At 71.9% G+C, this 25,289-nt stretch carries 17 protein-coding genes and 1 tRNA gene; 15 read left to right on the top strand and 3 right to left on the bottom strand.

The window, feature by feature from the left end; translation table 11 throughout:
- Nucleotides 1-36 precede the first annotated feature (36 nt).
- From ABEB03_RS00570 to ABEB03_RS00560, 3 genes are all read left to right on the top strand, one after another.
- Nucleotides 37-216 (top strand): DUF4244 domain-containing protein, encoded by a 180-nt coding sequence (locus ABEB03_RS00570; RefSeq protein WP_028799138.1) that lies wholly within the window; start codon nucleotides 37-39, stop codon nucleotides 214-216.
- 199 nt (nucleotides 217-415) lie between these two features.
- On the top strand, nucleotides 416-757 hold the full coding sequence (locus ABEB03_RS00565; protein WP_345639639.1) for a TadE family type IV pilus minor pilin: 342 nt from the start codon (nucleotides 416-418) through the stop codon (nucleotides 755-757).
- 176 nt (nucleotides 758-933) lie between these two features.
- Nucleotides 934-1,398, top strand: a complete 465-nt coding sequence (locus ABEB03_RS00560; protein ID WP_345639637.1) for an Rv3654c family TadE-like protein — start codon at nucleotides 934-936, stop codon at nucleotides 1,396-1,398.
- Nucleotides 1,399-1,439: 41 nt separating this feature from the next.
- Here ABEB03_RS00560 and ABEB03_RS00555 read toward each other — a convergent pair whose 3' ends face one another.
- Nucleotides 1,440-3,893 carry a DEAD/DEAH box helicase gene (locus ABEB03_RS00555; RefSeq protein ID WP_345639635.1) on the bottom strand — a complete coding sequence of 818 codons (2,454 nt, stop codon included), beginning with the start codon at nucleotides 3,891-3,893 and terminating at the stop codon, nucleotides 1,440-1,442.
- Between the two features lie 80 nt (nucleotides 3,894-3,973).
- Here ABEB03_RS00555 and bldG point away from each other — a divergent pair, with 80 nt between their 5' ends.
- The 12 genes from bldG to ABEB03_RS00495 all read left to right on the top strand — a co-directional run bounded on the left by bldG (nucleotide 3,974) and on the right by ABEB03_RS00495 (nucleotide 22,687).
- Nucleotides 3,974-4,327: an anti-sigma factor antagonist BldG gene (gene bldG, locus ABEB03_RS00550; protein WP_028799135.1), complete on the top strand. Its 354-nt coding sequence runs from the start codon at nucleotides 3,974-3,976 to the stop codon at nucleotides 4,325-4,327.
- A 101-nt stretch (nucleotides 4,328-4,428) separates the two neighbouring features.
- Nucleotides 4,429-4,866: an ATP-binding protein gene (locus ABEB03_RS00545; RefSeq protein WP_345639632.1), complete on the top strand. Its 438-nt coding sequence runs from the start codon at nucleotides 4,429-4,431 to the stop codon at nucleotides 4,864-4,866.
- A 304-nt stretch (nucleotides 4,867-5,170) separates the two neighbouring features.
- Nucleotides 5,171-7,576 (top strand): sodium-translocating pyrophosphatase, encoded by a 2,406-nt coding sequence (locus ABEB03_RS00540; RefSeq protein WP_345639630.1) that lies wholly within the window; start codon nucleotides 5,171-5,173, stop codon nucleotides 7,574-7,576.
- A 227-nt stretch (nucleotides 7,577-7,803) separates the two neighbouring features.
- The gene (locus tag ABEB03_RS00535) at nucleotides 7,804-8,400 is read left to right on the top strand and encodes a small secreted protein (protein WP_345639628.1); all 597 of its coding nucleotides are present in this window, start codon (nucleotides 7,804-7,806) and stop codon (nucleotides 8,398-8,400) included.
- 134 nt (nucleotides 8,401-8,534) lie between these two features.
- On the top strand, nucleotides 8,535-10,052 hold the full coding sequence (locus ABEB03_RS00530) for a DUF7059 domain-containing protein (protein ID WP_345639626.1): 1,518 nt from the start codon (nucleotides 8,535-8,537) through the stop codon (nucleotides 10,050-10,052).
- 216 nt (nucleotides 10,053-10,268) lie between these two features.
- Entirely contained in the window at nucleotides 10,269-12,539 is a 2,271-nt protein-coding gene (locus ABEB03_RS00525) for a protein kinase domain-containing protein (protein WP_345639624.1), read from the top strand.
- 109 nt (nucleotides 12,540-12,648) lie between these two features.
- The gene (locus ABEB03_RS00520) at nucleotides 12,649-12,846 is read left to right on the top strand and encodes a hypothetical protein (RefSeq protein WP_095935680.1); all 198 of its coding nucleotides are present in this window, start codon (nucleotides 12,649-12,651) and stop codon (nucleotides 12,844-12,846) included.
- Nucleotides 12,847-13,084: 238 nt separating this feature from the next.
- A complete protein-coding gene (gene topA, locus ABEB03_RS00515; protein ID WP_345639621.1) occupies nucleotides 13,085-15,898 on the top strand; it encodes a type I DNA topoisomerase in 2,814 nt (937 codons plus the stop codon).
- A gap of 114 nt (nucleotides 15,899-16,012) precedes the next feature.
- Nucleotides 16,013-19,309: a dTMP kinase gene (gene tmk / locus ABEB03_RS00510; RefSeq protein WP_345639618.1), complete on the top strand. Its 3,297-nt coding sequence runs from the start codon at nucleotides 16,013-16,015 to the stop codon at nucleotides 19,307-19,309.
- A gap of 287 nt (nucleotides 19,310-19,596) precedes the next feature.
- Nucleotides 19,597-20,802 carry a DNA polymerase III subunit delta' gene (locus ABEB03_RS00505; RefSeq protein WP_345639616.1) on the top strand — a complete coding sequence of 402 codons (1,206 nt, stop codon included), beginning with the start codon at nucleotides 19,597-19,599 and terminating at the stop codon, nucleotides 20,800-20,802.
- A gap of 120 nt (nucleotides 20,803-20,922) precedes the next feature.
- Nucleotides 20,923-22,506, top strand: coding sequence for an alpha/beta hydrolase (locus ABEB03_RS00500; protein ID WP_345639614.1), 1,584 nt, complete (start codon nucleotides 20,923-20,925; stop codon nucleotides 22,504-22,506).
- A 107-nt stretch (nucleotides 22,507-22,613) separates the two neighbouring features.
- Nucleotides 22,614-22,687, top strand: a tRNA-Thr gene (locus tag ABEB03_RS00495).
- Between the two features lie 74 nt (nucleotides 22,688-22,761).
- On the opposite strand, the gene ABEB03_RS00490 is transcribed toward ABEB03_RS00495, so the two are convergent.
- Nucleotides 22,762-23,460, bottom strand: coding sequence for an SDR family oxidoreductase (locus ABEB03_RS00490; protein WP_345639612.1), 699 nt, complete (start codon nucleotides 23,458-23,460; stop codon nucleotides 22,762-22,764).
- A 118-nt stretch (nucleotides 23,461-23,578) separates the two neighbouring features.
- A complete protein-coding gene (locus ABEB03_RS00485; RefSeq protein ID WP_345639610.1) occupies nucleotides 23,579-25,141 on the bottom strand; it encodes an APC family permease in 1,563 nt (520 codons plus the stop codon).
- Nucleotides 25,142-25,289 lie beyond the last annotated feature (148 nt).

Here is a 25,289-nt window from a genome sequence, read left to right as displayed (position 1 = left end):
AGGACAGTACGAGGTCTCGTACGAGGACCGGCACGGATGCGGGTGTGGATGCTCCGGTTGGTGCGCCGGGACACGGGAATGGTCACGTCCGAGTACGCGGTGGGGATCATCGCCGCCGTGGCCTTCGCGGCCGTGCTCTACAAGGTGGTGACGAGCGGGCAGGTCAGCGAGGAGCTGCAGGGCATCGTGGGGCGGGCGCTCGATGTCCGGATGTGAGGTGGCCGCACATGGGGTCGCGGGGGACGCCGGTTCGGCTGCGCGCCGGGCGGGTGCCGAGGACGGGGATCCGGGCCCGCGCCACGAGGGCGCCGGGCGGCTGGATCTGGTCCCGGCACGAGTGGGCGCCGGGCGTCGAGGTCCGGCTCCGCCCCGAGGCAGGTGCGAAGGCCCTGGACAGCGGAGGGACCGGGGCTTTGTGACCGCCGAGGCCGCGGTGGTGCTGCCCTCGCTGGTGCTCGTCGGGATGGCGCTGGTCTGGGCCCTGTTGGCCGCGTCCGCGCAGATCCAGTGCGTGGACGCGGCGAGGGCGGGTGCCCGCGCGGCGGCCCGCCAGGACCCTCCGGACGCGGTGCTGGCGACGGCCCGACAAGCGGCGCCACGCGGCGCGAAAGTCGTGGTGCACCGCGAGGACGACCTGGTCCGCGTGACGGTGACCGCGCGCACGCCGGGCCCGGGCGCGCTCTCCGTGGACCTGAGCGACGAAGCCGTGGCGCTGGCCGAGGAGACGGTGACGACGCCGGGGGTGACGGACGGATGAAGAGGCGAGGGCACGACCTGGCCGCGCGGGCGCTGCGGGTGCATCGGCACCTTCGGAGTCCGTCGAGCTCCTCGGGTCGGACGGCGTGGGGCGCCTCGGGCTGGAGTCCGTCGAGCTCCTCGGGTCGGACGGCGTGGGGCGCTTCGGGCCGGAGTCCGTCGAGCTCCTCGGGCCGGATGGCGTGGGATTCCTCAGGCCGGCTGGCGTGGGACGCCTCGGGCCGGCCGGAGCGGGGTGCCTCCGACGCCGGGTCGGCGACGGTCTGGACGGTCGGGGCGATCACCGCGCTGTGCGTCGTGTTCGGAGCTGTCCTGGCCATGGGGCAGGCCGTCGTCGTCCGCCATCGTGCGGCCGGGGCCGCCGACCTGGCGGCGCTCGCCGCGGCGGACCACTGGATGGACGGCGGCACGGGGGCCTGCGCGCTGGCGGACCGGGTGGCGAGGGCGCAGGGTGCCCGGCTCGTCCGTTGCGGGGTCGAGGGTGAGGTCTCGGACGTGACGGCGGCGTCGGGCCGGGGACCGTTCGCCGCGGAGGTCAGAGCCAGGGCGGGCCCGGCCGCCTCGCCCGGCCTCGGGCAGCCACCCGGGCCGTCCGCTGGTCCGCCGTCCCGGCCGGCGCCCGCGGCCACCGCTCAGCCGTAGGTGGCCCCCGGCCCGTGGTGCCCCGTCGGCCGTGCGCCGGATCAGCTCTCCGGTGCCGCCCGCAGCAGCTCCGTGAGGAGGCGTACGGCACCTCTCTTGTGCAAGGGGTCGTTCCCGTTGCCGCACTTGGGGGACTGGATGCAGGACGGGCAGCCGGCATCGCACTCGCAGGACGCGATGGCCTGCCGGGTGGCGTCGAGCCAGGCGCGGGCCGTGTGGAAGGCGCGCTCCGCGAATCCCGCGCCGCCGGGATGGCCGTCGTACACGAAGACCGTGGGCAGGAGCGTGTCCGGGTGGAGGGGGACGGAGACGCCGCCGATGTCCCAGCGGTCGCAGGTCGCGAACAGCGGCAGCATGCCGATCGACGCGTGCTCGGCGGCGTGCAGGGCGCCGCCGAGGATCTCCGGGTTGATGCGGGCCGCGTCCAGCTGGTCCTCGGTGACCGTCCACCAGACCGCACGCGTACGGAGCGTGCGCGGAGGGAGATCGAGTTTCGACTCGCCCAGCACTTCACCGGTGATGACGCGCCGTCTGAGGAAGGAGACGACCTGGTTGGTCACTTCGACGGAGCCGTAGCACAACCGGCCGTCGCCCCAGGGGATTTCGACGTCGGTCTCCAGCACGGAGATGGAGGTGGTGTCGCGGGCGACCGTCGAGTACGGCGGGTTGGCCTCCTCGACCAGGGCCACGGAGTCGTCCAGGTCCAGCGTGCGCACCAGGTACGTACGGCCCTGGTGCAGGTGGACCGCGCCCTCGTGGACCGTCGTGTGGGCGGCGCCGGCGTCGACCGTGCCCAGCAGCCGGCCGGTGCCGGCTTCGACGATCTGGACCGGGCTGCCGCCCTCGCCGCGGATGTCGGTCAGGTCCGCGGCCCGTTCCCGTCGGGTCCAGTGCCAGGCCTTCGTGCGTCGGCGGAGCAGTTTCGCGGCCTCCAGCTGCGGCAGCAGGTCCGCCGCGGCGGGCCCGAACAGTTCGAGGTCGTGCTCCGTGAGGGGGATCTCGGCGGCGGCGGCGCACAGGTGCGGGGCGAGGACGTACGGGTTGTCCGGGTCGAGGACGGTGGATTCCACCGGCTGGTCGAACAGGGCCTCGGGATGGTGGACGAGGAACGTGTCCAGCGGGTCGTCGCGGGCGACCAGCACGGCCAGCGCGCCCTGGCCGGAGCGTCCCGCCCGCCCCGCCTGCTGCCACAGCGACGCGCGGGTGCCGGGGTAGCCGGCGATGACGACGGCGTCGAGACCGGAGACGTCGACGCCGAGCTCCAGGGCGGTGGTGGCGGCGAGCCCGAGGAGCTCGCCGGAGTGCAGGGCGCGTTCGAGGGCGCGGCGTTCCTCGGGGAGGTAGCCGCCGCGGTAGGCCGCGACACGCCGGGCGAGGGAGCGGTCGACCTCGGCGAGGCGTTCCTGGGCGATCACCGAGATCAGTTCGGCGCCGCGCCGGGACCGTACGAAGGCGACCGAACGCACGCCCTGCACGGTCAGGTCGGTCAGCAGGTCGGCGGTCTCGGCCGTGGCCGTCCGGCGGACCGGCGCGCCCTTCTCGCCGTGCAGTTCGGTGAGCGGGGGCTCCCACAGGGCGAAGACCAGTTCACCGCGGGGGGAGGCGTCGTCGGCGACCTCGACGACGGGCAGGCCCGTCAGCCGGCCCGCGGCGACCGACGGCTCGGCGGCGGTGGCGGAGGCCAGCAGGAAGACGGGAGAGGCGCCGTAGCGGGCACACAGGCGGCGCAGACGGCGCAGCACCTGGGCGACGTGGGAGCCGAAGACTCCGCGGTAGGTGTGGCACTCGTCGATGACGACGTAGCGCAGGGCGCGCAGGAAGGAGGACCAGCGGGGATGGGAGGGCAATATCCCGCGGTGGAGCATGTCGGGGTTGGTCAGGACGTAGTTCGCGTACTGGCGCACCCACTCGCGCTCCTCGACGGGAGTGTCCCCGTCGTACACGGCTGGGCGTACGGCAGTGCCCAAACTTTGTGAAAGTTCCTTCACGGATCGGCACTGGTCGGCGGCGAGGGCTTTCGTCGGCGCCAGGTACAGCGCGGTGGCGCCACGGCCGTTCGGGGCCTCGGAGCCGTCCAGCAGGGCCGTCAGGACGGGCGCGAGGTAGGCCAGGGACTTGCCCGAGGCCGTGCCGGTGGCGACGATCACCGACTCGCCGTCCAGGGCGTGCTCGGCGGCCAGTGCCTGATGGGCCCAGGGGTGTTCGATCCCCGCGGCCTGCACCGCGGCGATGACCTCCGGACGGATCCGGTCGGGCCAGACGGCATGGCGACCCTCGCGCGGGGGCAAGTGCTCCGTATGAGTGATGCGCGAAGCCCGGCTCGGCCCCGAGGCGAGCCGGTTCAGGACCGTGCCTGGCGAGGGGCGGGAAGCGGTGTCCGTCGAGGATCGATCGGATCGGTGATTCTTGGCCATCGGCACCGAGTGTGTCACTGGCGTGACGGACAATGGGCCTAAGGCGTCGTGCACGCCTGCCGGTAAGTGATTGAATGCCATCGCGGCTGGCGAACCGTCCCGGGGGCTCTGCCGAGGTGTCCCATGGGGCGACCGCTCGATAGCAAGGTGCTGGAGGATCCGTGGACCTGTCCCTGTCGACTCGCAATGTGTCCGGCCCTAACGGCGACCGTACGGTCGTCGAGGTCGGCGGCGAAATCGATGTATATACCGCGCCCAAGCTGCGCGAGCAGCTGGTCGAGCTGGTGAACGACGGCAGTTTCCACCTCGTCGTCGACATGGAGGGCGTCGACTTCCTCGACTCCACCGGCCTCGGCGTCCTGGTGGGCGGCCTGAAGCGTGTCCGGGCCCACGAGGGCTCGCTGCGCCTGGTCTGCAACCAGGAGCGCATTCTGAAGATCTTCCGTATTACCGGTCTCACCAAGGTGTTCCCCATTCACACCTCGGTGGAGGAGGCGGTCAACGCCACCGACTGACCACCGGTCTCCCCGGGTCGCGCGCCCGGGTTCGCAGAAGCGGGGGTCCGGGCCCGCGGCCCGGCCCCCTGATGGCACGCCCGTAGTTCCGAGGGGGATGCATGGCCACCGTTGAACTCCGCTTCAGCGCGCTGCCCGAGCACGTCAGGACCGCCCGACTGGTGGCGGCAGCGGTGGCGCGCAGGGCCGGAGTGGACGAGGCCGTACTCGACGAGGTCAGGCTCGCCGTCGGCGAGGCCTGTTCCCGTGCCGTCGGACTGCACCAGAGCAGCGGTATCTCGGCGCCGGTGCGGGTGATGCTGATCGAGGAGGAGAAGCAGTTCTCCATCGAGGTCGGTGACGAGGCTCCGCGGGCGCTGCCCGGCGGCGCGACGTCCGGCGCCGCCCCCGGCGACGTCGACGCGGAGGCCGAGGAGGACGAGATGGGCCTCGCGGTCATCAGCGGTCTCGTCGACGATCTGGAGGTCTCCGCCGGGGAGAACGGCGGACTGATCAGGATGAGCTGGCCGACCACGCCGCCCGCCACGCTCGCCTCCTGACCGCGCGCAGACCTCCTCGACCGCACGCGCAACACCCTGAAGGGCCCTGCTGAGCAGGGCCCTTTTGCACGCGCGGCCCCGCGCCCGCCTTTTCGTGAATGAATTCACGATCCCGCGCGCGATTATTTGATCACGAGTCAACGCCTTTAGGGCATTACCTCTTTCGGGTTCCATGGACGCCCGTCGATCATTTGCTGAAGAGCATGTGAAGGCCAATTCCGTTTACCGCGCACTGTTTTGATCAGCTTCCGGTACCTACAATCCGTCCACATCTTGAGCTCAGCCCAAGCGTCAAGGAGGACGAATGGCGGGGCTTTCTACCCCTCATCAGTTTGACCACCCCACAACCTTCGCAGCCGCAGTGCTGACAGACGACAACCGGCTCATCGTCATGGTGATCGGCGCCGTCGCCCTGGCAGCGCTCGTGGTCGCCGGAGTCCTGGTGCGCCAGGTGCTCGCGGCGGGCGAGGGCACCGACAGCATGAAGGAGATCGCGGCGGCGGTGCAGGAAGGCGCGAATGCCTACCTGGGCCGGCAGATGCGCACGCTCGGCGCATTCGCCGTCGTGGTGTTCTTCCTGCTCATGCTGCTACCCGCGGACGACTGGAATCAGCGCGCCGGCCGATCGATCTTCTTCTTGATCGGCGCGGCGTTCTCGGCGACCACCGGCTATATCGGTATGTGGCTCGCCGTACGGAGCAATGTCCGCGTGGCCGCCGCGGCAAGGGAAGCGACCCCGGCGGAGGGTGAGCCCGAAAAGGATCTCACCGCCGTCTCGCACAAAGCCATGAAGATCGCTTTCCGCACGGGCGGCGTCGTCGGCATGTTCACGGTGGGGCTCGGTCTGCTGGGCGCCTCCTGCGTGGTGCTGGTGTACGCGGCCGACGCGCCGAAGGTCCTGGAGGGCTTCGGTCTCGGTGCCGCGCTGATCGCCATGTTCATGCGTGTCGGAGGCGGCATCTTCACCAAGGCCGCCGACGTCGGCGCCGACCTGGTCGGCAAGGTCGAGCAGGGCATTCCGGAGGACGACCCGCGCAATGCCGCGACCATCGCCGACAACGTGGGCGACAACGTCGGAGACTGTGCGGGCATGGCGGCGGACCTCTTCGAGTCGTACGCCGTCACGCTCGTCGCCGCGCTGATCCTCGGCAAGGTGGCGTTCGGCGACTCCGGGCTCGCGTTCCCGCTGATCGTGCCCGCCATCGGCGTGATCACGGCGATGATCGGCATCTTCGCGGTCGCGCCCCGGCGGTCCGACCGCAGCGGCATGTCCGCGATCAACCGCGGCTTCTTCATCTCCGCGGTGATCTCGTTGGCGCTGGTGGCACTGGCCGTCTACGCCTACCTGCCGGCGAAGTACGCCGACCTGGACGGCGTCACCGACGCGGCGATCAAGGCCAAGGACGGAGACCCGCGGATCCTCGCGGTCGTCGCCGTGGCGATCGGCATCGTGCTGGCCGCGCTGATCCAGCAGCTGACCGGCTACTTCACGGAGACCAATCGCCGCCCGGTCCGGGACATCGGCAAGACGTCGCTGACCGGCCCGGCCACCGTCGTCCTGGCCGGTATCTCGGTGGGCCTCGAATCGGCCGTCTACACCGCCCTGCTGATCGGCCTCGGCGTCTACGGGGCCTTCCTGCTCGGCGGTACGTCGATCATGCTGGCCCTCTTCGCGGTGGCCCTGGCCGGTACCGGTCTGCTCACCACGGTCGGTGTCATCGTGGCGATGGACACCTTCGGTCCGGTGTCCGACAACGCGCAGGGCATCGCGGAGATGTCCGGCGACGTCGAGGGCGCGGGCGCACAGGTCCTCACCGACCTGGACGCCGTCGGCAACACCACCAAGGCCATCACCAAGGGCATCGCCATCGCCACCGCCGTCCTGGCCGCCTCGGCCCTCTTCGGCTCGTACCGGGACGCGATCGTCTCGGCCGCGAACGACGTGGGCGAGAAGGTCTCCGGCGCGGGTGCTCCGATGAACCTGATGATGGACATCTCGCAGCCCAACAACCTGGTGGGCCTGATCGCGGGCGCCGCGGTCGTCTTCCTCTTCTCCGGACTGGCGATCAACGCGGTCTCGCGGTCGGCGGGATCCGTGGTGTACGAGGTGCGGCGGCAGTTCCGCGAGCACCCCGGGATCATGGACTACACCGAGAAGCCCGAGTACGGGCGCGTCGTCGACATCTGCACCAAGGACGCGCTGCGCGAACTGGCCACGCCCGGCCTGCTCGCCGTGCTCACCCCGATCGCGATCGGGTTCACGCTCGGGGTCGGCGCACTCGGCTCCTTCCTCGCGGGCGCCATCGGCACCGGCACGCTGATGGCGGTCTTCCTCGCCAACTCCGGCGGAGCGTGGGACAACGCGAAGAAGCTCGTCGAGGACGGTCACCACGGCGGCAAGGGCAGCGAGGCCCACGCCGCGACAGTGATCGGCGACACGGTCGGCGACCCCTTCAAGGACACCGCCGGCCCGGCGATCAACCCGCTGCTGAAGGTGATGAACCTGGTGTCGCTGCTGATCGCACCGGCGGTCATCAAGTTCTCGTACGGCGACGACAAGAACGTCGGGGTACGGGTGCTCATCGCCGTCCTCGCGCTCCTCGTGATCGTGGGCGCGGTGTACATCTCCAAGCGGCGCGGAATCGCCGTGGGTGACGAAGACAACGCGGAACGGTCGAGCAAGTCGCCCGACCCCGCGGTGGTTTCCTAGCTCCCGCGTCCCACCCGCACAGGCATGCGTTCTCGTGCCTGGTCAGGTGCGGGCCACAGGGCGGGCGGGCGGCGCGTCGGTACGCGCCGCCCGCCCGCCCTGTGCGTGTTCGCGCCCTCTTCGTGAGCCTTCTCTCGCATGGTGTAAAAGGCGTTATTAGCCCACTTAGCGGACATTCGGACTGGGGTTGCCGGCCGTGCGGCGTGTATGTTCCGGGGCCGAGGGCCATGGAAGGGACCAATCCGGTGAACAAGAAGCTCACGGCCGCGCTGTCCGGCGGTGCGGTACTGATACTGGCGCTGTCCGGATGCAGCAGCGACGACGGTGAGAACGACAAGCTGAACGCCTGGGCCAAGCAGGTCTGCGGCGCGGTGCAGCCGCAGGCCAAGAAGATCGAGGCAGCCAATGCCGCGATCCAGAAGGAGACCTCGGACAACAGCGCACCGGCGGACGTCAAGAAGACGGACTCGCAGGCCTTCCAGGACATGGCCGACGCCTACAAGGCGATCAGCGACGCGGTCGACAAGGCCGGCGCGCCGAACGTCGACGACGGCAAGACCAAGCAGACCAACGCCGTCAAGGAGCTCAACGACCTCTCCGCGGCGTACGTCGACCTGAAGAAGCAGGTCGGCGAGCTCGACACCAAGGACCAGGGCAAGTTCGCCGAGGGCCTCAAGGACATCGCGACGCAGCTCAACAAGCTGAGCCGGAGCGGCAACGACGCGCTGAAGAAGCTCGAGGAGGGCGACGTCGGCAAGGCGATGGCCCAGCAGCAGAGCTGCAAGTCCGCGTCCAGCGGCGCGACGGCGGCCGCCAAGAGCTGACCCCGGACGGCGATCGGGACGGCGATCGTTCGACCGACCGAAGGAGGGCCCGGTACGCGCGCGTACCGGGTCGTCGGCGTGGGGCCGTCCACAGGAGTGCGTGCCGGGCGGCGTGAGCGGACACAATGGGAGGCGTGAGTAACACCAGCCTGTCACCGTTGCCCTCGTCCGACCGCGTCGATGTCGCCGCGCGGCTGCGGGACGCCCTGCTCGGCGCCTCCTTCACCGCCGACGGACTGCTCGACCTGCTCGGCGCCCCCGCGTACACGGCGCTGGCGCGCAGCGAGACCGTCCCCGCGCTCCGGGCGACCCGTGGGGACACGCCGCTGGAGACACTCGTACGCCTCTTCCTGCTCCAGCAGCCGGTGCCGCACGCGCGCGTGACGGACGTGCTGCCGGTCGAGGAGTGTCTGGACAGTGGCTGGCTGACCCGGGTGGGCGCCGACGAGATCGCCGCCACCGTGGACGTCCGCCCGTACGGCGGCCCCGGCGGCGAGGACTGGTTCATCGTGTCCGACCTCGGGTGCGCCGTCGGCGGCGCGGGCGGCATCGGTAGCCGGGACGAAGGCGTCGTGCTCGGCGTCGGCGGGGCCTCCACCACCCTCGCCGGCATCACCGTCCGCATGCCGGTCGCCTCCGCGCTCGACCTCGGCACCGGTTCCGGGATCCAGGCCCTGCACGCGGCGCAGCACGCCACGCGTGTGACGGCCACCGACCTCAATCCCCGCGCGCTGCACATCACCGCGCTCACGCTCGCGCTGTCCGGTGCCCCGGCGGCCGATCTGCGGGAGGGCTCCCTCTTCGAGCCGGTCGGCGACAAGACGTACGACCTGATCGTCTCGAACCCGCCCTTCGTGATCTCCCCCGGCGCCCGGCTCACCTACCGGGACGGCGGCATGGGCGGGGACGACCTGTGCCGCACGCTGGTTCAGCAGGTGGGCGACCGGTTGAACGAAGGGGGGTACGCCCAGTTCCTGGCCAACTGGCAGCACGTGGAGGGCGAGGACTGGCAGGACCGGCTGCGTTCCTGGGTGCCGCGCGGCTGCGACGCGTGGATCGTGCAGCGCGAGGTCCAGGACGTCACGCAGTACGCCGAGTTGTGGCTGCGGGACGCGGGCGACCATCGCGGCGATCCCGCCGAGTACCAGGCGCGGTACGACGCATGGCTGGACGAGTTCGAGGCGCGGAAGGTCAAGGCCGTCGGATTCGGGTGGATCACGCTGCGCCGGACGTCGGCCGCCGACCCCTCGGTCACGGTCGAGGAGTGGCCGCACCCCGTCGAGCAGCCGCTCGGCGAGACAGTGCGGGCGCACTTCGACCGCGTCGACTTCCTGCGCGCCCACGACGACGCGGCCCTGCTCGCGGGCCACTTCAGACTGGTGGCGGAGGTCGTCCAGGAACAGGTCGGCCTGCCGGGCGCGGAGGACCCGGAGCACGTGGTGCTGCGTCAGCACCGCGGAATGCGCCGGGCCACCCAGGTGGACACGGTCGGTGCGGGCTTCGCGGGTGTCTGCGACGGCACGCTGAGCGCGGGCCGGATCCTCGACGCCATCGCGCAACTGGTCGGCGAGGACCCGGTGTTGCTGCGCGACCGGACGCCCGCGCAGATCCGGCTGCTGGTGGAGCAGGGATTCCTCGAGCCTGCCGTGTGAGAGCCCGTCACCCCGGCCGCCGCCCGCGGCGCCGGGGACGGCGGAGGCGTAGCTCCTGAGACGCATTCGCACCCCTGAGCCACATGTGCCCGTTCTGACGGGATTGGACAGGATTGGTCCGCAAAAGGGCTCCTGTCGGTGGTGCGTGCGAGGCTACCTTCGAGAGACGGATTCCACGCGTCCTCGGGGGAGGCGCGCTGTCTCGGGGGAGGCGTGATGGGGGATACGCCGGATCAAGGTGCGGGCCGGGTCATCAATGGCCGATATCGACTGCTGCGGACGCTCGGTGCGGGCGGCATGGGGCGCGTATGGCTCGCGTACGACGAGGAGTTGGCCTGCGAGGTCTCCATGAAGGAGATCGCCCTGCCGGACGCCCCGGTGGACGCGGCCGAGCCCGCGCAGCGCATCGCGCGGGCGCGCAGCGAGGCCCGGCACGCGGCACGCCTGCGCGGGCATCCCCATGTGGCCACCGTGCACGACGTGGTGATGCACGAGGGTCTGCCGTGGATCGTCATGGAGTACGTGCCGGACGCGGTCGACCTCCAGGCCGTCGTCCGGCGGGCGGGTCCCCTGTCGCCCGCCCGGGCCGCCCGGGTCGGGCTCGCCGTTCTCGACGCGCTGACCGCCGGACACCGGATCGGCATCCTGCACAGGGATGTGAAACCGGCCAACATCCTTCTGGCGCCCGACGCTTCGGGCGACCCGCACGCGCGCGTGCTGCTCACCGACTACGGGATCGCGCTCCAGCCGGAGTCCCGCGAGCCGCGGCTCACCGCCACGGCCGGCATCCTCGGCACACCCGGATACCTGGCTCCCGAGCGTGCCCGCGGCGAGCCGCCCACCCCGTCCGCCGACCTCTTCTCCCTGGGCGCGACGCTGTACGCCGCGGTCGAGGGCCGGGGCCCGTTCGACCGCCACGGCGAGTACGCCACGCTGACGGCCCTGCTCGCGGAGGAGCCCACCCCGCCGCTCCGGGCCGGCGAACTGACGCCCGTCCTCGCCGGATTGCTCGTCAAGGATCCCGTTCGCAGGTCTTCGCCGGAGACGGTCGCGCGGGGGCTTCAGCGGGTGCTGCGCGGCTCGTCCGGCGCGGCGCCCGGTGCTTCCCCGGGGTGGGGGACACCGCCCGAACAGGGGCCGGTGCCGGGCGAATTCGGGCCCGCTCCGGGTTCCTACGGCGGCGCGTGTCCCGGCTCTCCCTCCGGTCCGTACGCGGACCGGCCGAGCGGCCCGTACGGCGCCTCGGCGGGAGGGCCGTACGGAGTCCCGGCGGCAGGGCCGTACGGGGTCCCGGCAGGAGGGCCGACGCCGAACACCCCGGGCGTGCCACGCACCCCGCAGACCCCGGGGGTGCCGCCGACGCCGAACACCCCGCAGACGCCGGGCGATCCGGCCGTCCCCATGGCGGGCCCGGCATCCGACACCCCCGCGGCGGGCGGCCCCGCCGCACCGGGCGGTCCGCCGGGACCCGGCCACGGCGGCCCGTCGCCGTACGCCGCCTGGAACCCGTCGGCCCAGCGGCCCGCGTACGGCGGTTCCGGCAACCCCTACCTGGGCGGTGGTCCCGTCGCGCCGCCCGCGGCCCGACCGGGCCGCAAGAGGCCGGCCGTCGTGATCGCCCTCGTCGTGGCCGTCGTTCTGGTGATCGCCGGAAGTGCCTGGGCGGCCGTGTCGCTGAGCGACGGCGACGGGGAGAAGAAGGGCACCGTGGCGAAGAAGGGTCCGTCCACCACGGCGAGCACGCCGCAGCCGACGGGGCCGGTGTACCCGTACGGCGAAGAGGCGGGCCTCACCGACCCGTTGCGGGCCGGTGACTGCGTGAAGGCGGTCTGGTCGGGCACGCCGTTCGAGTCGGTGCCGAACCTGGGCGTGGTGGACTGCGCCGAGGACTGGCCGGACGGCCAGGTCGTGGCCGTCGACACGGCCGGCGACTACGCCGACGCCCGCGCCGCGGGCACGACCCGCTGCGAGCGGCAGACCCGGCCCGTGGCCACCGCCCTGCCCGACGCGGGCTCCTACGCCCTCGTGCCGACGAAGGCGGGCTTCACCGCGGCGGACGGCGGTACGGCATGTCTCGTACTGGGCAGGCATGTCCCCATCGGGGGCGAACTGGCGCGGTTCCGGGACCAGGACATGGACCTGTACGCCGCGCAGATGGCCGTGGGCGACTGCTGGACGTACGTCGACAAGGAGGGCGACTCGTTCTCGTCCCTCCTCACGGACTGTGCACGGCCGCACACCGACCAGGTCGTCGGATTCGTCACCGCGCCCGAGGACATGGAGTACAAGAACGGAATCGACAACGGCGGAAAGCTCTGCAGCAACAAATTCGAGTCGAGTCGGGCGCCGGGTCCGGAGCTGAAGACCTACGGATGGCTGGGCGACGAGGAGGACTGGAACGACGGGTTCACCACCATCGTGTGCACCGTGGGCCGCTCCGACGAGAAAAAGACGAGCGGAAAGATACCGACGCCCGGCACCGTCTGAGCGGGCCATGGGACGCCGGACGCCCTGCGTTCACCGTGGGTTCGCACGGGCGCTTCCGGGGCGTGCCAGCCTCCCGATCCGGAGCACCCGGGGGCGGAAGGACGATCTCATGGAAAGCGGACCGGCGATCTTCGTGGGGACGGTGTTCGCCCTGTTCGGAGGCGGACTGCTGGCCTGGACGACGGTCCGGGTGCGGCACGGCGAGCCCGTCGCCCACGGTGTGAACCGCGTCGCATCGGCGGCCCTCGCGAGCGTCGCCGGAACAGGTGCGCTGGCACTCGGGATGTGGTGTTTCACGCGCGCGTGAGCACACCGGTTCCAGTAACTGGGAGGTCACACTCCGGATAAGCCGGAAAGACCTGGTCGGCACTCCGGGCGGCAGGAATGGCGGTAGTCGGGTTACCGTTCGAGTGGCCGTTGCGGGCTTTTCCCGTTTGACACGGGGGCGGGATGTACCGTCACACTCCGCAGCGTCAGCACGACCCGACCCTCGGGAGCGAGAACCCGGGGAGCCCCCCCCGCGTCGACCGGAGAGAAGAGCGAAGTTGTCCCCGACCAGCGACACCGCAAATGGCGGCCGCCGACTCGTCATCGTCGAGTCGCCTGCCAAGGCGAAGACGATCAAGGGCTACCTCGGCCCCGGCTATGTCGTCGAAGCGAGCGTCGGGCACATCCGTGACCTTCCCAACGGCGCCGCGGAGGTGCCCGAGAAGTACACCGGCGAGGTGCGCCGCCTCGGCGTGGACGTCGAGCACGACTTCCAGCCGATCTACGTGGTCAACGCCGACAAGAAGGCCCAGGTCAAGAAGCTCAAGGACCTGCTGAAGGACTCCGACGAACTCTTCCTCGCCACCGATGAGGACCGCGAGGGCGAAGCCATCGCGTGGCACCTCCTCGAGGTCCTGAAGCCCAAGGTCCCGGTCAAGCGCATGGTGTTCCACGAGATCACCAAGGACGCGATCCGCGAGGCCGTCGCCAACCCGCGCGACCTGAACAAGCGCATGGTCGACGCCCAGGAGACCCGCCGCATCCTCGACCGCCTCTACGGCTACGAGGTCTCGCCCGTCCTGTGGAAGAAGGTCATGCCGCGGCTGTCGGCGGGCCGCGTCCAGTCCGTGGCGACCCGACTCGTCGTCGAGCGGGAGCGCGAGCGCATCGCCTTCCGCTCCGCCGAGTACTGGGACCTGACCGGCACCTTCGGCACCGGCCGGGCCGGCGACCCGAGCGACCCGTCCACCCTCGTCGCCCGTCTCGCGACGGTCGACGGCAGGCGCGTCGCCCAGGGCCGCGACTTCGACTCGCTGGGGCAGCTCAAGAGCGCGAACACGCTCCACCTCGACGAGGCGAACGCCCGCGCGCTCGCCGCCGCCCTGGAGAACACCGACTTCTCGGTCCGCTCGGTCGAGTCCAAGCCGTACCGCCGCTCGCCGTACGCGCCGTTCCGTACGACGACGCTCCAGCAGGAGGCCTCGCGCAAGCTCGGCTTCGGGGCCAAGGCCACCATGCAGGTGGCGCAGAAGCTGTACGAGAACGGCTTCATCACCTACATGCGTACGGACTCCACGACCCTGTCCGACACGGCGGTCGCCGCTGCCCGTGCGCAGGTCACGCAGCTGTACGGCGCCGACTACCTGCCGGCGCAGCCGCGTACGTACGCCGGGAAGGTCAAGAACGCGCAGGAGGCGCACGAGGCGATCCGCCCCTCGGGTGATCGTTTCCGCACGCCCGCCGAGACGGGGCTGACCGGCGACCAGTTCAAGCTGTACGAACTCATCTGGAAGCGCACCGTCGCCTCCCAGATGAAGGACGCCACCGGAAACAGCGTGACGGTGAAGATCGGCGGCACGGCCGCCGACGGCCGCGACGCCGAGTTCAGCGCGTCCGGCAAGACGATCACCTTCCACGGCTTCCTGAAGGCGTACGTCGAAGGCGCGGACGACCCGAACGCCGAGCTGGACGACCGCGAGCGCCGGCTGCCGCAGGTCAACCAGGGCGACCCGCTCTCCGCCGAGGAGATCACGGTCGACGGGCACGCCACCAAGCCCCCGGCCCGCTACACCGAGGCCAGCCTGGTCAAGGAGCTCGAAGAGCGCGAGATCGGCCGCCCGTCGACGTACGCGTCGATCATCGGCACCATCCTCGACCGCGGCTACGTCTTCAAGAAGGGCACGGCCCTGGTGCCGTCCTTCCTCTCCTTCGCCGTGGTCAACCTCCTGGAGAAGCACTTCGGGCGGCTCGTCGACTACGACTTCACCGCCAAGATGGAGGACGACCTCGACCGCATCGCGCGCGGTGAGGCCCAGGCCGTGCCGTGGCTGAAGCGCTTCTACTTCGGCGAGGGCGACGCCACGGGCGCCGCCGAGGCCGGGAACGGCGACGGCGACCACCTCGGCGGCCTCAAGGAACTCGTCACCGACCTGGGCGCCATCGACGCCCGCGAGGTGTCGTCCTTCCCGGTCGGCAACGACATCGTGCTGCGCGTCGGCCGCTACGGCCCGTACATCGAGCGCGGGGAGAAGGACGCCGAGAACCACCAGCGCGCCGACATCCCCGAGGACCTCGCCCCGGACGAGCTCTCCGTCGAGCTCGCTGAGGAACTGCTCGCCAAGCCGAGCGGCGACTTCGAGCTGGGCACCGACCCGGTCAGCGGCCACCAGATCGTCGCCAAGGACGGCCGGTACGGCCCGTACGTCACCGAGGTGCTCCCCGAGGGCACCCCGAAGACGGGCAAGAACGCCGTCAAGCCGCGTACGGCGTCGCTGTTCAAGTCGATGTCCCTCGACACGGTGACGCTGGAGGACGCGCTGCGGCTCATGTCCCTGCCGCGCGTGGTCGGCGCGGACGCCGAGGGCGTGGAGATCACCGCGCAGAACGGCCGCTACGGGCCGTACCTGAAGAAGGGCACGGACTCGCGCTCCCTCCAGTCCGAGGACCAGCTCTTCACGATCACGCTCGAAGAGGCGCTGGAGATCTACTCCCAGCCCAAGCAGCGTGGCCGCGCGGCCGCCAAGCCGCCGCTGAAGGAGCTCGGCGAGGACCCGGTCAGCGGGAAGCCCGTCGTCGTCAAGGACGGCCGCTTCGGTCCCTACGTCACCGACGGCGAGACCAACGCGACCCTGCGCTCGGGCGACAGCGTCGAGGACATCACCCCGGAGCGCGGCTACGAGCTGCTCGCCGAGAAGCGCGCCAAGGGCCCGGCCAAGAAGACCGCGAAGAAGACGGCCGCGAAGAAGGCGCCCGCGAAGAAGGCCCCCGCCAAGAAGACGGCGGCCAAGAAGACGACGGCTTCGAAGACGGCCGCCAAGAAGGCCCCGGCCAAGAAGACCGCCGCGAAGAAGACGGCGGCCTCCGAAGGCTGAGACCCGGGGGCTCGCGCCCCGGACATGCGTACGCCCCTACACCATCCGGTGTGGGGGCGGCCGTATGTTCGGGCACCCCTTCGGGGAGTCAGTGGGTCCGGATAGGCTTGCAGGATGACGCGAGCCGAGCAGCCAACGGCCCACCATCCCGCCCCCGACGACGCCCTGGTCGCGGACTCCCGCGAGCGCGCAGTCCGCGCGCTGTTGCGCCAGCCGCAGCTGAAGCGACTGTGGAGCGCGCACCTGGTGGGAGGTGTCGCGGACGCGCTGGCCCTGCTGGTGCTCGTCGTCCTGGTCCTCCAGGCGGCGATCAGCGAGGGCTCGTTCGGCGGTGGTTATCGCGGTGCCGCCCTCGCCGTGGCAGCCGTCTTCGGCGCCCGCATCCTCGCCACGCTGCTCTTCGGAGCCGTGCTCCTCGGGCCGCTCACCTCGCTGACCTCGCCGGACGGGCCGCTCGACCGGCGCTGGACCATGGTCGGCGCGGACGCGCTGCGGGCCGTGCTGCTCATCATCGCGCCGCTGTGGATCGACTGGGCCCCGGAGGACGCGCTCGCCGTCCTCCTCGTCACCGCGTTCGTGACCGGTACCGCCGAGCGGTTCTGGACGGTGTGCAGGGAGAGCGCGGCCCCCGCCCTGCTGCCCGCGCCGCCGCTGGAGGGCGCCTCGGTGCGCCCGCTGCCCGACCACATGGACGCGCTGCGGCGCCTGTCGCTGCGTACGGCGTTCCTGTCGGTGCCGCTCGCCGCCGCCACGCTCGTCGTCGCGTCGCTGGTCAACAATCTGCTGGGCGCCGGGATCGTCTGGTTCGACCAGCACCAGGCGGCGCTCGCCTCGTACGTCGCGGCCGGACTGTTCGCCGCCTCGCTGTCCGTGCTCACCTTCCTCGAACTGCCCGACGCGCGCACCCCGCGCGCGCGGTCACCGCTCGAAGGACTGCGCCGCCCCAAGACCGGCACCGGCGTCGACAAGGGCCGCACCGGGGCGATCCCGCTGCTCGTGATCGCCTGCGCCGCGGTCGCCGGGGCGATCTCCGCCGCCGTCGCCGTCTGCGTGCTGCACGCCAAGGACCTGGGCGGCGGCCCGGTGACGTACGGGCTGCTCGTACTGGCCCTCACGGGAGGCGTCGTCGTCGGCATCCGCACGGCGCCGTCCGTGCTGCCGTCGCTGTCCCGGCGCAGGCTGCTCGCGCTGGCCATCGCCTGCACGGGCGTCGCGCTGCTCGCCGCGGGCCTCGTCCCCGACGTCACCACCGTGCTGCTGATCCTCGCCCTCGCGGGCATCGGCGCCGGCATCGCCGCGAACACCGGGCACACCCTCCTCGACCAGGAGACGGAGGAGTATCGCCGCCCCCGCACCACCGAGCACCTGCACGCCGTGGTCCGGGTCTTCGTGGCGCTCGGCGCGCTGTTGGCGCCCCTGGTGGCCGCCGGGATCGGCCCGCACCGCCTGGAGAACGGCAAGTTCGTGTTCGCGCACGGCGGCGCCGCCTTCACGCTGATGCTCGTCGGCGCCCTGCTGCTGCCGGTCGCCGTGGTGGTGCTCGCCAAGGTCGACGACCGCTCCGGAGTGCCGCTGCGGCACGACCTGCGTGACGCGCTGCGCGGCGGCGACGACCCGGCCCAGACGCCCGCCACGAGCGGCTTCTTCATCGCCCTGGAGGGCGGCGACGGAGCCGGCAAGTCCACCCAGGCGGAAGCGCTCGCCGAGTGGATCAGGTCCAAGGGCCACGAGGTCGTGGTCACCCGGGAGCCGGGCGCCACCCCGGTCGGCAAGCGGCTGAGGTCCATCCTGCTGGACGTGTCGTCGGCGGGCCTCTCGCACCGCGCCGAGGCCCTGCTGTACGCCGCCGACCGTGCCGAGCACGTCGACACCGTCGTGCGGCCGGCCCTGGCGCGCGGTGCCGTCGTCATCTCCGACCGGTACATCGACTCCTCGGTCGCCTACCAGGGCGCCGGCCGCGATCTGTCGCCGACGGAGGTCGCCCGCATCAACCGGTGGGCGACGAACGGACTCGTTCCGCATCTGACCGTCCTGCTCGACGTGTCGCCCGAGGCGGCCCGCGAGCGGTTCACCGAGGCGCCGGACCGGCTGGAGTCGGAGCCCGTCGAGTTCCACACGCGCGTGCGGTCCGGCTTCCTGACCCTCGCCGCCGCCGACCCGGGGCGCTATCTGGTCGTCGACGCCGCACAGGAGCCCGAGGCGGTCACCACCGTCGTCCGGCACCGGCTCGACATCATGCTGCCGCTGTCCGAGGCCGAGGTGAAGGCGCAGGAGGAGGCCCGTAAGGCGGCCGAGGAGGAAGCCCGGCGCAAGGCCGAGGAAGAGGCCGCCCGCAAGGCCGAGGAGGAGCGGCTGGAGCGTGAGCGCCAGGAGCAGCTCGCCAAGCTCCGGGCCGAGGAGGAGGAGCGCAAGCAGCGTGAGCTGGAGGAGGCGCAGCGGCGCGAGGCCGAGCGCCAGGCCGAGGAGGCCCGGCAGCGCGCGGAGGACGCGCGCCGTCGTGCCGAGGAGGAGCGGGTACGGCGACTCGCCGAGGAGCAGGCCCGCGCCGCCGAGGAGGAGCGGCTGCGCAGGCAGGCCGAGGAGGAGGCCCGGCTGAGGGCCGAGGCGGAGGCGCGCCGGCTGGAGAAGCAGCGGAAGGCCGAGGAGGCCTTGCTGCGGGCCGAGGAGGCCCGGCGGGCGGCGACGCAGGCCGCGGCCGCCTCGACGGCGGCGGCCGCTTCCGCGGAGGCGGCGGCCTCGTCCGTGGCTCCCACTGTCGCTCCCTCCGCCGCCCCGGGGACGTCGGCCGCCTCGTCGGGCACGCGCCCGGGAGGCGTTCCGGACAACGAGACGACGGTGCCCACCCCGGTGGTGACCCCGTCGAACGCGTCGGACGGACCGCGGGGCGACGAGACCGTGCGGGACGAGGAGGACCGGTCCGCCGGTTCGCGCGCCGAGTCCGGCTCCCGTCGGCGTACCGGGTCCCGCTCCGACAGCGAGGAGACGGCGAAGCTGCCGAAGCCGCCGGTGCCGCAGGGCGCCGCCGACGAGACGGCCGTACTGCCGCCGGTCACTCCCGGAGCGGCCGACGAGACCGCGGTGATTCCGCAGGTGGCCCCGGGTGCCGCCGACGAGACGGCCGTCCTGCCTCCCGTACGGGAGGGGCGCGCGGGTGCGCAGGCCGGGGACGCGACGGACCGGGTGCCGCCGGGATTCTTCCGGGACGAGCGGCCGGCCCCGCGGGCGGACGGCGCCGACGACCGCACGCGTGAGCTGCCCCAGGTCGACGAGGAGGGCACCGTGCGCCGGCGGCCCCGCTCCGACTGGGCCGAGGAGACGCCGCTCGACGACCTCCCGACCCTGGCGGACGAGCTGCTCGGCCCGCGCGAGGACGAGGACCGGGACGAGGGACGCGGCGGCCGCCGCCGCTGACGGCCGCGGCGTCCGGCACCGGCATCGGCACGGCAATGGGCCGGCAGGCGGCCACTGCGGGGGCGGGTGGGGGAGTCCCCCGACGCGCAGGGGGCGGACGACCGGTGGTGTCGCGAGTGCCGGTCGGCGGGACGCCCGTCGCGGTCGGCGGGACCGGATCCCGGCGCGGGTGAAGGCGGCGGGCCGGGCGCCGGCCCGGGACGATCCGTCCCGGGCGGGACCGAATGTCAGTGGCGACCCGCACAATGGACTCGGCAAGGCAAAGTGCGACGAAAGGGCGGTGCCCCGTGCCCGTGTGGGACGACCTGGTGGGTCAGGAGAAGGTGAGCGAGCAGCTCGCCGCCGCCGCCCGGGACGCCGACGCCCTCGTCACGGCGGCCGCCACGGACGCTCCGCCTCCCGAGGCGTCCAAGATGACGCACGCATGGCTGTTCACGGGCCCGCCCGGCTCGGGCCGTTCCACGGCGGCCCGGGCGTTCGCGGCGGCGCTCCAGTGCGTGAGCCCCGACCGCGCGCTCGGCGGAGTCCCCGGCTGCGGCTTCTGCGACGGCTGCCACACGAGCCTGGTGGGTACCCACGCCGACGTGGAGATCGTCCGTACCGATCTCCTCTCCATCGGTGTGAAGGAGACCCGTGACCTGGTCCGCCGTGCCCAGATGTCGCCCGCGGGGGGGCGCTGGCAGGCCATCGTCCTGGAGGACGCGGACCGCCTCACGGAAGGCGCCGGCAATGTCCTGCTGAAGGCCGTCGAGGAGCCCGCTCCCCGCACGGTCTGGCTCCTGTGCGCCCCGTCCGTCGAGGACGTCCTGCCCACCATCCGCTCCCGCTGCCGCCTGCTCACCCTGCGCACCCCGCCGGTGGACGCGGTCGCCGACATCCTCGTCCGCCGTGACGGCATCGAGCCCGACGTGGCGGCCGCCGTCGCGCGCGCCACGCAGGGCCACATCGGACGGGCCCGCCGTCTCGCCACCGACCCGCGCGCGCGGGAGCGACGGGCCGCCGTCCTCAAGCTCCCGCTGCGGGTCGGCGACGTCGGCGGCTGCCTCAAGGCGGCCCAGGAGCTGATCGACACGGCCTCCGAGGACGCCAAGCAGCTCGCCGAGGAAGTCGACGTGAAGGAGACGGAGGAGCTGAAGACCGCCCTCGGTGCGGCCCAGGGCGGCCGCATGCCGCGCGGCACCGCCGGCGTCATGAAGGAGCTGGAGGACCGGCAGAAGCGGCGAAGAACGCGTACGCAGCGCGACAGCCTGGACCTGGCCCTCACCGACCTCACCGGGCTCTACCGCGACGTACTGGCGCTCCAGCTCGGCTCCCGTCTGGCTCTGGCCAACACGGAGATGGAGGACACCCTGGAGCGGCTGGCCGGCGCCGGCACTCCGGAGTCCACGCTGCGCCGCATCGACGCGATCGCCGCGTGCCGGGAGGCCCTCGACCGCAATGTGGCTCCGCTGCTCGCGGTGGAGGCGATGACCATGGCGCTGCGCGCGGGCTGAGGCCGCCCGGCGGGTGCGCCCCGGCCGTCGGAAGCGCAGGATGAGTTGACGGAGTCACTCGTACGAGGCTCTGTCGCCACTGAAGGTGATCAATCGATCGCTCAGGGTTAGGCTCGCGAGATGTACATGAGGCGCACTCATCGGTCGTCCCGGCCCCTCCTCGCGGGGGGCGTGCTGCTCGCCGCCACCGCGCTGCTCGTCTCCGGCTGCTCCTCCGGGAGTTCGTCGGCGGCGTCCACGACGAAGGTGACGGCGCTGGCCGCGTTGCCGAGTTCCACGCCGTCCGGGCTGTCGAGGTACTACGACCAGAAGCTGAGCTGGCGCAGCTGCGGTGTGCCCGGCTTCGAGTGCGCCACGATGAAGGCACCGCTGGACTACGCGAAGCCGGACGCGGGCGACGTCAGACTGGCGGTCGCCCGCAAGAAGGCCACCGGGCCGGGCGCACGGCTCGGTTCGCTTCAGGTCAACCCGGGCGGGCCGGGCGGTTCGGCCATCGACTACCTCCAGTCGTACGCCGGAATCGGTTACCCGGCGGACGTCCGCGCCCGCTACGACATGGTTGCCATGGACCCGCGTGGCGTGGCCCGCAGCGAGCCGGTCGAATGCCTCACCGGGCCTCAGATGGACGCGTTCACGCAGACGGACACCACCCCGGACGACAAGAAGGAGACCCAGCAGCTCGTCGACGCGTTCAAGAAGTTCGCCGAGGGGTGCGGGGCGCGCTCCCCGGAGCTGCTGCGGCACGTGTCGACGGTGGACGCCGCCCGTGACATGGACATCCTGCGCGCGGTCCTGGGCGACAAGAAGCTGAACTACGTGGGCGCGTCGTACGGGACGTTCCTCGGCGCGACGTACGCGGGCCTCTACCCGGACCGGGTGGGGCGGATGGTCCTGGACGGCGCGATGGACCCGTCGATCGACGCACGCCGGCTGAACGAGGACCAGACGGCCGGGTTCGAGACGGCGTTCCAGTCGTTCGCGAAGGACTGCGCCCAGCACAGCGACTGTCCGCTGGGCGACGCGGGCACGAGCCCCGAGCAGATGGCCAAGAACCTGAAGGCGTTCTTCCAGGAGCTCGACAAGAAGCCCATCCCGACGGGCGATCCGGACGGCCGCAAGCTCGGCGAGGCGCTCGCGACGACCGGTGTGATCGCGGCGATGTACGACGAGGCGGCCTGGGAGCAGCTGCGCGAGGCGCTCGACTCGGCGATGAAGGACGACGACGGCGCGGGCCTGCTGGCCCTCGCCGACAGCTACTACGAGCGCGACGCGAACGGCAAGTACGCGAACCTGATGTTCGCCAACGCGGCCGTGAACTGCCTCGACCTCCCACCCGCGTTCGAAGGCCCCGACCAGGTGGAGCAGGCCCTGCCCGCGTTCGAGAAGGCCTCCTCCGTGTTCGGCGAGGGGCTGGCCTGGGCGGCGCTGAACTGCGGGTACTGGCCGGTGCGGGCCACCGGTGAGCCGCACCGCATCGAGGCGAAGGGCGCGCCCCCGATCCTGGTGGTCGGCACGACCCGGGACCCGGCGACGCCGTACCGCTGGGCCCAGTCCCTCGCCTCCCAGCTCTCCTCCGGGACCCTCCTCACGTACGTGGGCGACGGCCACACCGCCTACGGCCGCGGCAGCCAGTGCATCGACTCCGCGATCAACCGCTACCTGCTCGAAGGAACCCCTCCGGCCGACGGAAAACGCTGCTCGTAGCGCTGCCGATCGCCCCCGCCGACCGCGCGCGGGGGCGTGTGCGGAGCACCCCCGGAAACTGTGTAGACTTACCGACGTTGCTGATCGCACCATAGTGCGGACAGCGCGCCGCCTTAGCTCAGATGGCCAGAGCAACGCACTCGTAATGCGTAGGTCTCGGGTTCGAATCCCGAAGGCGGCTCTTTTCAAGCCCGGCTCGGACAGTGTCCGAGCCGGGCTTCTTCGTGCGGGGACGCGACCGTGGCGGACGGGGCGTCAGCGGTTGGCGTACAGCGTGTCCAGCCCGCCGGAGAGAGCGGCGCGTACCTGTCGGGTGGCCTCGTCGACCAGCACTTCGGGTTCGTCGGCGAGCAGCGCGGCCATCGTCTGCTCGGCCACGTCGCTCGCACGGATCTTCGGGGCGTCGATGGAGGACGCCAAGTCGGTGTCCACATAGCCGGCGTGCACGCCGATCACCAGCGTGCCCTGCTCGCGCAGTGCCAGGCGGAAGGCGTTCGTCAGCGACCACTGGGCGGACTTGGAGGCGGCGTAACTCGGCAGCCGTCTGTTGGCCACCCACGACGCCACGGAGAGCATGTTGACCAGTGCCCCTCCGCCGTGGGCGGCCAGAACGGGCGCGAAGGCCCGGGAGACGGCCCAGGTGCCGAGGTAGTTGACCTCCATCTCGCGCCGGGCGCCCTCGAGCGAGCCCTCGAGGAGGGACGGGCCGGCGGCGATCCCGGCGTTGTTGATGACGATGCTGACGTCGTCGGCCTCACGTGCGGCCGCGGCGACCTGCTCCTCGTCGGTGACGTCCAGCCGCAGCGGGGTGAGCGCGGGGTCCTGGACGGTCTCCGGATCGCGGACACCGGCGTACACCTTGGCGGCGCCGTGGGCGAGAAGCGCCCGGGCGAAGGCGGACCCGATGCCGCGGTTGGCCCCTGTCACAAGCGCTGCCGAACCCTTGATCTCCATGATCACCCTCCCTGCGCGGGTGGAGGACTCCGTCCCTACGACGCTAGACCCGGGACGGCGGCGCCTCCACTCGCGGGCCGGCCGTGCCCGTGCCGTCCGGTTCGGGCGGACCCGCAGTTCAGCCTGGTGTGTCCGGGTCGGCGCCGGAGACCGGAAGGGTCTCCCCGCGGAAGAAGCCGGGCCGGATCCTCCGGTACACGAGCATCAGGCCGGCGCCGAGCAGGAGCGCGCCGATGCCGGTGACGAAGACCCCGCCGAGCCGCCAGTGCGGCGGGAACGGGAGGGTCCAGGAGGTGCTGCCGTAGTCGGCCGCGGAGTACACCACGCAGGCGTCGACGAAGAAGTAGAGCAGCAGGACGCCGCCCAGTCCGGGCATGATCCCCTTCGTCCACAGGTCACGGGGGCTGCGGCGGAGGACCCTGCGGTGGTACCAGACGCAGGCGAATCCGGTCAGCCCGTAATAGAAGGCGATCATCAGACCGACCGAGCCGATGGAGTCGGCGAGGACGTTCTCGCTCACCTGGGTCAGCAGCACGTAGAAGGCGATGGAGGCCAGGCCCATGCCGACCGTGGACCAGGTCGGGGTGAGGAAGCGCGGGTGGATGCGGGCGAAGCGGTCCGGGACGGCCTTGTGCACGGCCATGGAGAGCGTGGTGCGCGCGCTCGGCAGGATCGTGGTCTGGGTGGAGGCCGCGGCCGACGTGAGCACCATGAGGATCAGCAGCCTGGTGGCGGTCTCGCCCCAGGCGCCGGAGCCGAAGACCTCGGCGCCCAGGCTGGACAGCACGTCATCGGCGTGCGCGGGGTTGGCGAGGCCGATGCCCGTGTCGCCGGTCCCGGCGAAGGCCAGCGCGAACGTCGTGACCATGAGGTAGACCAGCAGCAGGATGACGGTGGAGAGGACGGCGGCGCGGCCCGGGGTGCGGTCGCGGTCGACGGTCTCCTCGTTGACCGACACCGCGGTGTCCCAGCCCCAGTAGATGAAGACGCCGGCGAGCACGCTGGTGGTCAGGGCGTCGACCGACTCGATCCGTGCGGGGTCGAACCACGACCAGGAGACCTCCGACGCGACACTCGGCGCGGTGCCCCCGTAGACCTTGACCAGGGCGGTGACGGCGAGCAGCAGGAGCACCACGACCTCGACCGTCAGGAGCAGTTTCTGGAAGTCGGCCGAGACCTCCATGCCGATGTAGCAGATCAGTGTCATCACGGCGATCCACGCGACGCCGACCACCGTGACCCAGAAGGTGTTCTCCGCCAGTCCCTGAGCCCCCACCAGCTGGAAGCCGTACGATCCGGCGATCTGCGCCAGATTGGCCATCACGATGATGTCGGCCGCGACGATGCCCCAGCCGCCCAGCCAGCCGGTACGGGGGCCGAAGGCCCGGGAGGCCCAGGCGAACGTGGTGCCGCAGTCGGGGTGCGCGCGGTTCAGCTCCTTGTAGCCGTAGGCGATCAGGAACATCGGGACGAACGCGAGGACGATCACGATGGGCGACTGGTAGCCGACGACGGCGACGATGACGCCGAGGGTGGCCGCGAGGCTGTAGGCGGGGGCGGTCGAGGCCAGACCGATCACCGTGCTGGAGAAGAGACCCAGTGCGCCGCCCTTGAGTCCCTTGTCCTTCACTTCCGGTCCGGGCGAGGGGGGCGCCGCCGGCGGGACGGGAGGCAGGTTCATGGCGCCCTCCGGAGACTCGCCGGGCTCTCCCGTCCGGGGAAGGGCGCCGGGCCGCTGTTCTGGTCTCAGCATGAACCCGCTGGTCACGGAGCGAAAGGCGAGCGCGAGGCGGGCGAGAGGCGGGGGAGAGGCGAGCGCGAGGCACGCA

The organism is Streptomyces siamensis (assembly GCF_039543605.1).
Classification (GTDB): Bacteria; Actinomycetota; Actinomycetes; order Streptomycetales; family Streptomycetaceae; genus Streptomyces; species Streptomyces siamensis.
The sequence above is the reverse complement of the archived record's forward strand: the minus strand, read 5'-3'. Positions and strand labels throughout refer to the sequence as shown.

Bases quoted from the DNA above. Each gene is read 5' to 3' on its own strand.
- ABEB03_RS00560 (WP_345639637.1), top strand. From the start codon at position 934: ATGGCGTGGGATTCCTCAGGCCGGCTGGCGTGGGACGCCTCGGGCCGG.
- ABEB03_RS00535 (WP_345639628.1), top strand. From the start codon at position 7,804: ATGGAAGGGACCAATCCGGTGAACAAGAAGCTCACGGCCGCGCTGTCC.
- ABEB03_RS00485 (WP_345639610.1), bottom strand. From the start codon at position 25,141: ATGAACCTGCCTCCCGTCCCGCCGGCGGCGCCCCCCTCGCCCGGACCG.
- ABEB03_RS00500 (WP_345639614.1), top strand. From the start codon at position 20,923: ATGTACATGAGGCGCACTCATCGGTCGTCCCGGCCCCTCCTCGCGGGG.
- ABEB03_RS00490 (WP_345639612.1), bottom strand. From the start codon at position 23,460: ATGGAGATCAAGGGTTCGGCAGCGCTTGTGACAGGGGCCAACCGCGGC.
- ABEB03_RS00520 (WP_095935680.1), top strand. From the start codon at position 12,649: ATGGAAAGCGGACCGGCGATCTTCGTGGGGACGGTGTTCGCCCTGTTC.
- ABEB03_RS00540 (WP_345639630.1), top strand. From the start codon at position 5,171: ATGGCGGGGCTTTCTACCCCTCATCAGTTTGACCACCCCACAACCTTC.
- ABEB03_RS00545 (WP_345639632.1), top strand. From the start codon at position 4,429: ATGGCCACCGTTGAACTCCGCTTCAGCGCGCTGCCCGAGCACGTCAGG.
- ABEB03_RS00555 (WP_345639635.1), bottom strand. From the start codon at position 3,893: ATGGCATTCAATCACTTACCGGCAGGCGTGCACGACGCCTTAGGCCCA.
- ABEB03_RS00525 (WP_345639624.1), top strand. From the start codon at position 10,269: ATGGGGGATACGCCGGATCAAGGTGCGGGCCGGGTCATCAATGGCCGA.
- tmk (WP_345639618.1), top strand. From the start codon at position 16,013: ATGACGCGAGCCGAGCAGCCAACGGCCCACCATCCCGCCCCCGACGAC.
- ABEB03_RS00570 (WP_028799138.1), top strand. From the start codon at position 37: ATGCGGGTGTGGATGCTCCGGTTGGTGCGCCGGGACACGGGAATGGTC.